Consider the following 11181-nt stretch of genomic DNA (forward strand, 5'->3'; position numbering starts at 1 on the left):
TTGTACGTATATCGGTCATATTTGTACGTACTTATGATAGAAATTACCGGACTTGGTGGTATTCACGACCGAGCCCGCGGCAGGCCGCCCGGCGCGCGGTCGAGATCGCGCGCGAGGCACGGTCACGGAACGAGGAGAACGCGGTATGGGTCGGCTGTGCAGCACCGACGGATTGACCGAGGTCCAGACCGAGATCATCGAAACGGTCCGCGCATACGTGGAGAAGAAGATCCTCCCGGTGGCGACCGAGCTCGAGCACGCCGACGAGTACCCGCAGGAAATCGTCGACGGGCTCAAGGAGCTGGGCATCTTCGGGCTGATGATCCCCGAGGAGTACGGCGGACTGGGTGAGTCGCTGCTGACCTACGCGTTGTGCGTCGAGGAGATCGCGCGCGGCTGGATGAGCGTGTCGGGGGTGATCAACACGCACTTCATCGTGGCCTACATGCTCATGCGGCACGGCACCGACGAGCAGAAGCGGAAGTATCTGCCGAAGATGGCCACCGGCGAGGTGCGGGGGTCGTTTTCGATGTCGGAGCCCGGCCTGGGCTCGGACGTGGCGGCGATCAAGACCAGGGCCGTCCGGGGCGAGGACGGCTGGTACACGATCGACGGCCAGAAGATGTGGCTGACCAACGGCGGCACGTCGAATCTCATTGCGGTGCTGGCGAAGAGCGACGAGGGCGCCGGCAGCGTCTACAAGAACATGACGACGTTCCTGGTCGAGAAGGAGGCCGGCTTCGGCGAGACCGCCCCGGGCCTCACCATCCCCGGCAAGATCGACAAGATGGGGTACAAGGGCGTCGACACCACCGAGGCCGTCTTCACGGGCCACCGGGTTCCGGCCGACCGGGTTCTCGGTGGGGTCCCGGGCAGGGGCTTCTACCACATGATGGACGGTGTCGAGGTCGGCCGCGTCAATGTCGCCGCCCGTGCCTGCGGCATCGCGCTGCGGGCCTTCGAGTTGGCGATCGCCTACGCCCAGCAGCGCGAAACCTTCGGCAAGCCGATCGCCGATCACCAGGCGATCCTGTTCCGCCTGGCGGAGATGGCCACCAAGGTCGAGGCCGGCCACGCGATGATGGTCAAGGCCGCCCGGCTCAAGGACACCGGCGAACGCAACGACGTCGGCGCCGGTATGGCGAAGATGCTCGCCGCCGAGTACTGCAGCGAGGTCGTCCAGGACTCCTTCCGTATCCACGGCGGTTACGGCTACTCCAAGGAGTACGAGATCGAGCGCCTCTACCGCGAGGCCGCCTTCATGCTGATCGGTGAGGGCACCTCCGACATTCAGAAGATGATCATCGGCCGCGCCCTGCTCGCGGACTACGGGCTCTGACCCGATCGAGCCCGAAACTCCTTCGTGCAGTGGACAGTCCGGATATGTCGGCCCGGCGCGGGTACCGCGCCCGGACCGCCTCGGCAGCTGTGTGCGGAGCCCTCGGGCGTCGGCGGCCGTGCGCCCGTTCAGGACGGTCTCACGACCTCTCGACAGATACAGGGCCATACTATATTTTCTATAGATTATGACCTCCGAGACAGCTCAGGTACCCGTTCATCAGGAGCACCCGGGCCCCGGGGTCACCGTCCTGAGGCTCGACCGTCCGCACCGCCGCAACGCACTCGACGCGCAGACCGCGGAGTTGCTGAGGGCCGGCCTCGCCGGCGCCGCCCGCCGCCGGGACGCGGCCGTGGTCATCACCGGGGGCGACGACTTCTTCTCGTCCGGGGGCGATGTGGAGTCGATGCCCGGACCGGACGGAGGAGTCTTCGGCCCCGCGGAACGGTTGACCCTGATTCACGATCTGGTACTGGCCATGATCGGTGCCGACCAGGTGATCATCGCGGCCGTCGAGCGGTACGCGATCGGCGCCGCCTGGGGCCTCGTGCTCGCCTGCGACCTCGTCGTCGTCGGGGAAAACGCCTACTTCAAGGCCCCGTTCGCCGCCCGCGGCATGACGGCCGACGCCGGTACGGCCTACCACCTCCCGCGCCGGCTGGGGCAGCAGCGTGCCGCGGCCCATCTCTTCCTCGGCGAGCCCCTCACGGCCCGGGACGCACGGACGGCGGGCCTGGTCACCGAGACCGTGGCGCCCGGGAGCGCGACCTCGCGGGCCGTCGAACTCGCCACCACGCTGGCGGCCGGCCCGACCCAGTCGAACGCCATCACCAAGTCGCTGCTCGCCCGGGACCGCGCGGACCTCGCCCAGTTCCTGGCCAGCGAACGCACCGCGATGGCCCTGGCCGGCCACGGGCCGAATGCACGCGAGGGCCGCAACGCCTTCCTGGAACGACGGGAGCCACACTTCTCATGAACACCACGCCCCTGGCGCATCTCCAGGTGGTCGAGTGCGCCACCTTCATCGCCGGGCCCTCGTGCGGTTTGAGCCTCACCCAGCTGGGGGCCGAGGTCATCCGGGTCGATCTCCCCGGCGGCGGCAGCGACCAGTTGCGCTGGCCGCTCGCCCACACCGGCGCCAGCCTCTACTGGGCCAACCTCAACAAGGGAAAGCGGTCGGTCGTGCTGGATTACCGCACACCGGAGGGACGAGAGCTGCTGCTGGCGCTCTGCACCAGGCCGGGGCCGGGTGCGGGCATCTTCGTCGACAACATGGTCGGGCGGCACCGGGTGACCCACGAGAACCTCACCGATCGCCGGCCCGACGCGATCTCGGTGCACGTGCTCGGCTTCCCCGACGGGCGTCCCGGGGTCGACTACACGGTGAACGCGGCGGTCGGGGTTCCGAATATGACGGGGCCGGGCAGCTCCGCGGAACCGGTCAACCATGTGCTGCCCGCCTGGGATCTGCTGGCGGGCGCTTCCGCCGCGCTCGGCGTGCTGGCCGCGGTGAGCCGGCGCGAGCAGACCGGTGCGGGCTCGCGCCTCGATATCGCGCTGGCCGATGTGGCCCTGTCCGCGGTGGGATCGATGGGCTGGCTGGCCGAGGCCGAGCAGCACGGGGACCGTCCGGCGCACGGCAATCACCTCTTCGGCAGCTTCGGCACCGACTTCGCCGCCGCCGACGGGCGGCGCGTCATGGTCGTCGCCCTGACCGAGGGGCAGTGGCGGGCACTGTGCGAGGTCACCGGGACCGCGCCGGTCTTCGCGGCGCTCGAGACCGCACTCGAGACCGACCTGCGGCACGAGTCCGAGCGCTACCGGTTCCGCGACACCATCGCCTCGATCCTGCGTCCCTGGTTCGCGGCGCGCACCCTCGACGAGCTGACCACACAACTGGACGGTGCCCGGGTGCTGTGGGGCCCGTACCGGTCGATGTCCGAGGCCGCCGCGACGGCCCGCGCGGATCCGGGTTCGGTGGCGCGGCCGGTCGATCAACCCGGGATCGGTGAGATGCTCGCCACCGGATATCCGCTCCGGTGGGAAGACCACACATCGGCTCCCGTGCCCGCCCCGCGCCTCGGCGCCGACACCGAGGAGGTGCTCGCGCAGTCGCTGGGGCTCACCGGCAACGAGATCGGCCGCCTGCACGACCTGGGGGTGGTGGCATGCGACCCGGCGCGCACGTCCGGCTGACGTAGTCGACCGGAGCTGCCGTCGGGCGCACCCTCCGCTCTTCCCCTCGCCCCACCGCACCCTCGAACGAGATCACCAGGAAGGCTTCCCATGACCGCACTCCTCGCCGACAAGACCACCGTCGTCACCGGCGGCGCCCAAGGCATCGGCCTGGCCATCGCCAGGCTGTACATCGAGCACGGCGCCCGGGTCGTCATCGGCGACCTGAACGAGGCCGCCGCGCAGGCGGCGGTGCGGGAGCTCGGCAGCGACCGGGCCCGCGCCGTGCGGTGCGACGTCGTCGACGCCGCACAGGTGCAGACCCTGATAGACACGGCCGTGGCCGAATTCGGCTCCCTCGACGTCTTCGTCAACAACGCCGGCGTCACCCGGGACGCGACCATGCGCACCATGACCGAGGACGACTTCGACCTCGTCGTCCGGGTGCACCTGAAGGGCACGTGGAACGGCACCCGGCTGGCCGCGGCACGGATGCGCGAGCAGAAGTCGGGCGCGATCGTCAACATCTCCTCGCTGTCCGGGAAGGTCGGCATGGTCGGCCAGACCAACTACTCGGCCGCCAAGGCCGGGATCGTGGGGCTCACCAAGGCGGCGGCCAAGGAGATGGCCCACCACGGGGTGCGCGTCAACGCGATCCAGCCGGGGCTGATCCGGTCCGCGATGACCGAGGCGATGCCGCAGAAGGCATGGGACGGGAAGATGGCCGAGATTCCGATGCAGCGGCCGGGCGAGCCGCACGAGGTCGCGGGCGCCGCCCTGTTCTACGCCTCGTCCCTGTCCTCCTATATGACCGGCACCGTGGCCGAGGTGACCGGCGGGCGGTTCATGTGAGCGCGCCCCGGGAGAGCATCGTCGAGCGCGTCGTCGACCCGGTCGCGGTGGCAGGCCTCGCCGGGCTGCTCGGGGCGACGGACTTGGACCTGCGGGCCGGTGCCGCGCTGCCACCCCTGTGGCACTGGGCCACGCTCGCCCGGTGGCCCGCCCCGCACACACTGGGGCCGGACGGGCACCCCCTGCGGGGGACCGGCATCATGCCGGACGTCGCCCTGCCGCGCCGGATGTTCGGCGGGGGCAGCCTCACCTTCCATGCCCCGATACCGGTGGGCGACGAGGTCACCGTGACCTCGCGCGCCTCGGAGCCGCGGGAGCGCGACGGCCGCACCGGCCCCCTCGTCCTGGTCGACCTGACCGTTCAGGTGCACGACCGCGCCGGCACCCTGCTCCTGGAGGAGATCCAGAACATCGTCTACACGAGCGCGCGGACACAATCCGCCACGGTCGAGCCCTCCCCCGCACCGCTCGCCGAGCAGCTGATCGGCCCGCCCCGGACCACCGAGGCGGGCGAGACGAGGCGGGACCTGCGCACCGATCCGGTGCACCTGGCCCGGTTCAGCGCGCTCACCGCCAATTCCCACCGGATCCACATCGACTGGCCCTATGCGACCGGAGTCGAGGGCTACCCCGGCCTCGTCGTTCACGGCCCGCTCATGGCGGTGGCCCTGGCCGAGACGGCCCGGCGCGCCGGCGCGCCCACTCCCGGGACACTGCGGCACCGCGGTCTGGCACCGCTGTTCTGCGGAGAGCGTGCGGAGCTGGTGGCGAGGCAGGGCACGGGCCCGGTGCTGGAGGTCGTCTCCCCCGCCGCCGAGGGCGAGGAGCCGCGCGTCCACGCGCGGCTCGAGCTCGACCCCGCACCGAGTACCGGCGCACGGCCGCACCGACCCAGCTGAGCAACGACCCGGCTGCACAACGACAGAGGAGAGCCATGACCGACGCTGTCATCTGCGAGCCGCTGCGCACCCCCATCGGGGGGTACGGTGGCGTCTTCCGCCCGCTGACCGCGGTGGATCTGGGGGTCACGGTGCTGCGCGAACTGATCGCGCGCGGCCTGCCGGCCGATGCCGTCGACGACGTGATCCTGGGGCACTGCAATCCCAACAGCGAGGCTCCGGCGATCGGCCGGGTGGTCGCCCTCACGGCCGGCCTCCCGGTCGAGGTGCCGGGCCAGCAGATCGACCGCCGCTGCGGCTCCGGCCTCCAGGCGATCCTCAACGCGGCGATGGCGGTGCAGACCGGAGCGGCCCGGGTCGTGGTCGCGGGCGGCACCGAAAGCATGAGCAACGTGCCGTTCTACACCACCGACGCCCGCTGGGGCGCGGCCCGCGGCGGCATGACGATGCACGACGCGCTGGCCCGCGCCCGCACCACGGCCGGCGGACCCGGCTACCCCGTGCCCGGCGGGATGATCGAGACGGCGGAGAACGTCCGGCGCGACTACGGCATCACCCGCGAGGCGCAGGACACCCTGGCCGTGGAGTCCCACCGCCGCGCCGTGGCCGCCCAGGCGTCCGGGGCGTTCGCGGAGGAGATCGTGCCCGTCACGGTGCCCGCCCGGCGCGGCGAGACGGTCGTCGACACCGACGAGCACCCGCGCGCCGATACCGACCTGGAAACCCTGGCCGCGCTCCGGCCGATCATGGGACGCACCCTCGACGACGCCACGGTGACCGCCGGCAACGCCAGCGGACAGAACGATGCCGCGGCGATGTGTGTGGTCACCACGCCGGAGCGGGCGGCCGAACTGGGTCTGCGCCCATTGGTCCGGCTGGTCTCCTGGGCCGTGGCGGGTGTGCCCCCACGCACCATGGGCATGGGTCCGGTGCCGGCCGCCGCGGCCGCCCTGGAGCGGGCCGGGCGCACGCTGGCCGAGATGGATCTGATCGAACTCAACGAGGCCTTCGCGGCCCAGGCGCTCGCGGTGATGCGGGAGTGGAAGCTGGGCGAGCGCGACCTCGAGCGGGTGAACGTGCACGGCTCCGGCATCTCCCTGGGCCATCCCGTGGGCGCCACCGGGGCCCGGCTGGTCGGCACCCTGGCGCGCCAGCTCACCCGCACCGGCGGCCGCTACGGCCTGGCCACCCTGTGTATCGGCGGCGGCCAGGGCCTGGCGGCCGTGGTCGAGCGGGTCGAGGAGTGAGCGCGGCCGGCCCCGCGGTCGTAGGCACCCGGGAGGAGCTGGCGGCGCTCGTGGGCGTCGAACTCGGCCCCGGCCCGTGGCTCACCGTCGACCAGGAGCGCATCGACCTCTTCGCCCGCACGACGGGTGACCACCAGTGGATCCACGTCGACACCGAGCGCGCCGCCCGCGGCCCGTACGGCCGGACGATCGCGCACGGCTACCTGACGCTCTCCCTCATTTCCGCTCTCGCCGAGGATCTCTACCGGTTCGAGCTCGGGACGGCACGGCTCAACTACGGCCTGGACACAGTGCGCTTCCCCACCCCTGTTCCGGTCGGCGGCAAGGTGCGGCTGCGCTGCACCATCGCCGAGGTGGTCCCACGGGGAGACGCGCTCCTGGTGCCCATCGACTTCACCGTGGACCTGGCCGGGAGCGAGCGTCCGGCCTGCGTGGCCCGCAAGATGTCGCTGGTGCTGCTCACCTGACGGCACGCACTCCCGCCCACGACGGAAGGACCGGCCCCTCATGGCCGGCCCTTCCGTCGTGCTGACCGTGAGTGTCAGCCGCTGAAGGCGCGTGGATGTCAGCCGCTGAAGGCGAACGTCTTGTTCCAGCGCGCCACGATGTCGCGGCCGCGGGTCCTGGCGTCCTCCGGGGTGTAGACCAGGAAGCCCTTGTCGTCGGCCTTCGGCAGCTGGTATTGACCGGTCGGGACCTGGTCGATGTCGGTGCGGGAACTCACGAAACCCTGTGCCGCCGCGAACTCCTGGCCGGAGCGGGACATGGTCCAGTTCATGAAGAGCCGCGCGGCCGGGCTGTTCGCACCCGTTTCGGTCAGCCCCTGCATGTTGAAGGTGCCCGAGATCCCCTTCTCCGGGATCACCAGCTCGACGGGGGCTCCCGCCTGTTCGGCGCCGTAGGTGCTGTTGAAGCCGATCGTGGCCACCTCGATCTCACCGCGGGCCAGCGCGTCGAGCTGAACCGAGGTGGTGTCGAAGATCCGCGGCTTCTGGGCGGACAGACCGCTCCAGTAGTCCTCGCCCAGGACGCGCTCCTGAAAGTCGGCCAGGCCCTGCACGGTGCCGCCGGCGCCGGCGTTGACCACCCCCAGCTTGCCCTTCCACTTCGAGTCGAGCAGATCCTCCCAGGTGGTGGGGGCGTCGTTCTTCTCGACCGCCAGGTCGTTGTAGGCGAACGCGTAGGCCGAGTAGTAGACGGTGTAGTACTCACCGTCTTTCCAGACCACGTTCCCCCTGTCGACCAGCTTGTCGTAGGTGGGCGTCCGGTACGGGGCGAAGACACCCGCCGCCGCGAAACCCTCGGCGAGAATCGGGTCGGTGATGGTGACCACGCCGGCCGACAGGCGCCCGGCGCCGTGTTCGCTGAGCACCCGCTCGTTGAGCTTGCCCGACGGCAGGCGCGTCATGTCGACTTTCACCCCGGTCTCGGCCTCGAACCGGGCGGCGGTCAGCCCGGCACTCTCCGCCCCCGACGCCGTGTACCAGTCGAGCGACTCCCCGCGGGCCGCCGCCAGGAGTTCGGCGTCGGCGATCTTCTCGCCGTGGATGACGAGCCCGTCGGAGTCGTCGATCGCGGGCATCGGCAGCATCGCCGCGGCGACGGCCACATCGTCCGGCCTGCCCGCGCCGCCGCCGCACGCGACGAGCGACGCGCTCAGGAGCAGGGCGGCAGCGGCGACGCCCCATCGGGTGAGCTTCATGGTTCCGGCTCCTTCTCGAGCGGTTCCGCCGGATCCGTCACTGACGGGCCAGTCGGCGAGGAATGTAGGACAGGACGAACATGAAGGCGGTGTAGAGCACGCCCATCGCCGCCGCCTGCCGCAACGCGCCGCCGTTCTCGAACGCGTCGTAGATGGCGATCGAGAGAATCTCGGTATCGCTGGTGTAGAGGAACAGCGGAACGGTGAGTTCACGCATGCTGAGCATCAGGAGCAGCAGGAACGTGGACAGCAGGCCCACCTTCATCAGTGGCACCGTGATGCGGGTGACGGCCGTGGTGCGGCGCGCGCCGAGCATCACCGCACTGTCCTCGAGGTCCCGGTCGGTGGCCATGATGGACGCGGCCACGCCGCGGAATCCCTGCGGCGCCTGAACCGCCAGGAACGCGACGACCAGGACGGCGAGTGTCCCGTACAGCGGCACCGGCAGTACCAGCCAGGTCCACAGCAGGCCCATGCCCAGAACCACCGCGGGAATGGCCAGCGGCATCATCGTGACGGTTTCGACCAGCGACCGTCCGGACGCCTTCGACCGGTAGACGACGTAGCCGCAGAGGAAGGCCAGGACCGTGCCTGCCACGGCGGCGAAGAGGCCGACCACCACGCTGTTGAACGCGGCCCCGCGGAACCCGGACGACCCCAGGACCTCACCGAAGGAGCTGAAGTCCAGCCCCCCGGACTCGGTCAGCTGACTCATGGACCTCAGATAGGGCGAGGTCTGGCCGGCGGCGACCACCAGCGCCAGGATCGGCAGCACGATGGAGACGACGAAGAAGCCGAGGGTCAGCAGGAAGACCGGGATGCGCGCCTTACCCAGGCCGAACTTCTTCTGCCGCACGCCCTTTCCGGTGACGGTCGTGAAGGAGCGCTTGCGCAGCGCCCGGTTCTGCAGCCATGTCACGAGGACGACGATCGCGACCAGGACCACCGCGATGGCGGCGCTCTCGTTGCCCCGCGACGGCGTGGCGTTGAGCAACCGGAAGATGAAGGTGGGCAGCGTGTCGACCCCGGCGGGCGTCCCCAGCACCTGGGCGACCGGGAAATTCTCGAAGATCAGCGTGAAGGTGAGGATCGCCGAGCCGATCATCGCCGGGAGGGCGAGCGGAAAAGAGACCCGGCCCAGCATGCGCCGAGGCGTCGCACCGTGGACGCGCGCCGCCTCCTCGAGGTCCGGGCTCATCATCGACATCGCGCCGTGGACCAGCAGGAACGTGTACGGCGAGTAGTACACGGCGAAGACGAAGATCATCCCGGGCAGGGAGTAGATGTCCAGCGGCACCGACCACCCGAGGTCGCGCTGGGTGATATTGAGCAGGCCGGCGGTCGGGCTTGCGAGGATGGACCAGGCCAGTGCGCCCACGTAGGACGGCAGGAACAGCGGCATCAGGCCGATCAGATAGACGAACTTCGGCATCGGAATGTCCGAGCGGGCCGCCAGGAAGGCCAGGCCGCCCCCGATCAGGCAGGCGAGCACGGTGGCACTCACGGCCAGCACGAGCGAGTTGACGAAGGCGTCCTGCACCTCGGGTGCGGAGAAGATGCGGAAGTTGTCCAGGGTCAGGTCGAAGCTGATATTGCCCGGACGCGGCACGCTCGTGCTCAGGGCGGCGAGCAGGACCAGCGCGGCGGGCAGCAGGATCAGCACCGCGAGAACCACCAGCAGCGTGCCGGAGGGCAGCCACCTCTTGCGCCACGGAAGGGTGGAGCGCCCCGGGGACGGCGGCTTCGGCCGCGCCTCGGGGACCGGGGTCATGGTGGCCATATCAGGATTCCTCTCCGGAGGCGGGAACCTCGCCGGGCAGCACCCGGACGTACTTGGGATCGACCTCGACCGCGACGCGATCGTCCTTGCGGAGCAGGCCGGCCGCCTCCTCGTGGCTCTGCACCTCGATCACCGGACCGGCGTCCAGACGGACCGAACACCGGGCGAACGAGCCCTGGAAGACGCTGATCTCGACCGTGCCGAGCCACATGTTCGGCCGCTCCGGCGTCGAGCCCTGACCGTCGGCCGCGCCGAGGCGCACGTGCTCGGGCCGGACGCAGACACTCAGATCGCTCGTATCGTCCGGAAGTTCGGTGCCGAAGGCCATCTCCAGGTCGTGCTCCCGAAGCCGGAGCCGGTCGGAGCGCTCGGCCGGCGGCCGGACCGGGAAGATGTTGGAGACGCCGAGGAATGCCGCGATGGAGGCCGACGCGGGCGCCCGGTAGGTGTCCCACGGATCCGCCAGCTGGGAGATCCTGCCGTCCTGCATGATGGCGATCCGGTCCGCCAGTGCCAGCGCCTCGCCCTGGTCGTGGGTGACGTAAATGCAGGTGAGGCCGAGTTCGAGCTGGAGTCGGCGCAATTCGACCCGCAGGTCCTCACGCAACCGGGCGTCCAGGTTGGAGAGGGGTTCGTCGAGGAGCATCACCGCCGGCTCCATCGCGAGGCTGCGGGCCAGGGCGACGCGCTGCATCTGCCCGCCGGACAGCATGCTCGCGCCGCGCGAGGCGAGGTGCGCCAGTCCGACCAGTTCCAGGGTCTCCAGCGCCTTGGCCCGCGCGTCGGCCTTCGGCCGCTTCTTCATCTTCAGCGGGAAGGCGACATTGTCCAGCACGGTCATGTGGGGCCACACGGCGTAGGACTGGAAGACCAGGCCGACGTTGCGCCTGTTCGGCGCGATGTTGACCGTCCGCCCGGCGTCGAAGACCGTCGTGCCCCCGATGGTGATCGATCCGCCGCTCGGATCTTCCAGGCCGGCCACGCAACGCATGGTGCTGGTCTTGCCGCACCCGGACTGTCCCAGCAGCACGAGGGACTCGCCGTGCCGAATGTGGAGGTCGAGGTGTCTGACGGCGGTGAACTCACCGAAGGTGAGCGAGAGGTCGTCGATGCGCACGTCCATGGGGATCACTGGCTCCTGCGGGGGTGGAATCTCGGGCAGAGTCGCCGGCCGGCTGTCGGTCGGG

The 11181-nt window shown here is 70.4% G+C and carries 10 protein-coding genes; 7 read left to right on the forward strand and 3 right to left on the reverse strand.

Annotated elements, in window-relative coordinates:
- Positions 1 to 145: 145 nt before the first annotated feature.
- The 7 genes from D892_RS0135650 to D892_RS0135680 all read left to right on the forward strand — a co-directional run bounded on the left by D892_RS0135650 (position 146) and on the right by D892_RS0135680 (position 6979).
- A complete protein-coding gene (locus D892_RS0135650; protein ID WP_024805839.1) occupies positions 146 to 1339 on the forward strand; it encodes an acyl-CoA dehydrogenase family protein in 1194 nt (397 codons plus the stop codon).
- Positions 1340 to 1526: 187 nt separating this feature from the next.
- Complete coding sequence (locus D892_RS42930) at positions 1527 to 2315, forward strand: enoyl-CoA hydratase/isomerase family protein (protein ID WP_024805840.1); 789 nt, start codon at positions 1527 to 1529, stop codon at positions 2313 to 2315.
- Entirely contained in the window at positions 2312 to 3535 is a 1224-nt protein-coding gene (locus D892_RS0135660; RefSeq protein WP_024805841.1) for a CoA transferase, read from the forward strand. The genes D892_RS42930 and D892_RS0135660 overlap by 4 nt, the downstream gene beginning before the upstream one ends.
- A 90-nt stretch (positions 3536 to 3625) precedes the next feature.
- Positions 3626 to 4366 (forward strand): 3-oxoacyl-ACP reductase FabG, encoded by a 741-nt coding sequence (gene fabG / locus D892_RS0135665; protein ID WP_024805842.1) that lies wholly within the window; start codon positions 3626 to 3628, stop codon positions 4364 to 4366.
- On the forward strand, positions 4363 to 5265 hold the full coding sequence (locus D892_RS42935) for a MaoC family dehydratase N-terminal domain-containing protein (protein ID WP_024805843.1): 903 nt from the start codon (positions 4363 to 4365) through the stop codon (positions 5263 to 5265). The genes fabG and D892_RS42935 overlap by 4 nt, the downstream gene beginning before the upstream one ends.
- Positions 5266 to 5300: 35 nt before the next feature.
- Entirely contained in the window at positions 5301 to 6512 is a 1212-nt protein-coding gene (locus D892_RS0135675) for an acetyl-CoA C-acetyltransferase (RefSeq protein WP_024805844.1), read from the forward strand.
- Positions 6509 to 6979: a MaoC family dehydratase gene (locus D892_RS0135680; RefSeq protein ID WP_024805845.1), complete on the forward strand. Its 471-nt coding sequence runs from the start codon at positions 6509 to 6511 to the stop codon at positions 6977 to 6979. Before D892_RS0135675 ends, D892_RS0135680 begins: the two co-directional genes overlap by 4 nt.
- Before the next feature lie 98 nt (positions 6980 to 7077).
- Here D892_RS0135680 and D892_RS0135685 read toward each other — a convergent pair whose 3' ends face one another.
- The 3 genes from D892_RS0135685 to D892_RS0135695 are packed head-to-tail and all read right to left on the reverse strand — an operon-like array spanning position 7078 to position 11117.
- Positions 7078 to 8214, reverse strand: a complete 1137-nt coding sequence (locus D892_RS0135685; protein ID WP_024805846.1) for an ABC transporter substrate-binding protein — start codon at positions 8212 to 8214, stop codon at positions 7078 to 7080.
- 37 nt (positions 8215 to 8251) lie between these two features.
- Positions 8252 to 9994 (reverse strand): iron ABC transporter permease, encoded by a 1743-nt coding sequence (locus D892_RS0135690; RefSeq protein WP_024805847.1) that lies wholly within the window; start codon positions 9992 to 9994, stop codon positions 8252 to 8254.
- Position 9995: 1 nt separating this feature from the next.
- Positions 9996 to 11117 (reverse strand): ABC transporter ATP-binding protein, encoded by a 1122-nt coding sequence (locus D892_RS0135695; RefSeq protein ID WP_024805848.1) that lies wholly within the window; start codon positions 11115 to 11117, stop codon positions 9996 to 9998.
- Between the last annotated feature and the right edge of the window lie 64 nt (positions 11118 to 11181).

It is taken from the genome of Nocardia sp. BMG51109 (assembly GCF_000526215.1).
In the GTDB taxonomy this organism is placed as follows: domain Bacteria; phylum Actinomycetota; class Actinomycetes; order Mycobacteriales; family Mycobacteriaceae; genus Nocardia.

Bases quoted from the DNA above. Each gene is read 5' to 3' on its own strand.
- D892_RS0135685 (WP_024805846.1), bottom strand. From the start codon at position 8,214: ATGAAGCTCACCCGATGGGGCGTCGCCGCTGCCGCCCTGCTCCTGAGC.
- D892_RS0135695 (WP_024805848.1), bottom strand. From the start codon at position 11,117: ATGGACGTGCGCATCGACGACCTCTCGCTCACCTTCGGTGAGTTCACC.
- D892_RS0135675 (WP_024805844.1), top strand. From the start codon at position 5,301: ATGACCGACGCTGTCATCTGCGAGCCGCTGCGCACCCCCATCGGGGGG.
- D892_RS0135690 (WP_024805847.1), bottom strand. From the start codon at position 9,994: ATGGCCACCATGACCCCGGTCCCCGAGGCGCGGCCGAAGCCGCCGTCC.
- D892_RS0135650 (WP_024805839.1), top strand. From the start codon at position 146: ATGGGTCGGCTGTGCAGCACCGACGGATTGACCGAGGTCCAGACCGAG.
- D892_RS42930 (WP_024805840.1), top strand. From the start codon at position 1,527: ATGACCTCCGAGACAGCTCAGGTACCCGTTCATCAGGAGCACCCGGGC.
- D892_RS0135660 (WP_024805841.1), top strand. From the start codon at position 2,312: ATGAACACCACGCCCCTGGCGCATCTCCAGGTGGTCGAGTGCGCCACC.
- fabG (WP_024805842.1), top strand. From the start codon at position 3,626: ATGACCGCACTCCTCGCCGACAAGACCACCGTCGTCACCGGCGGCGCC.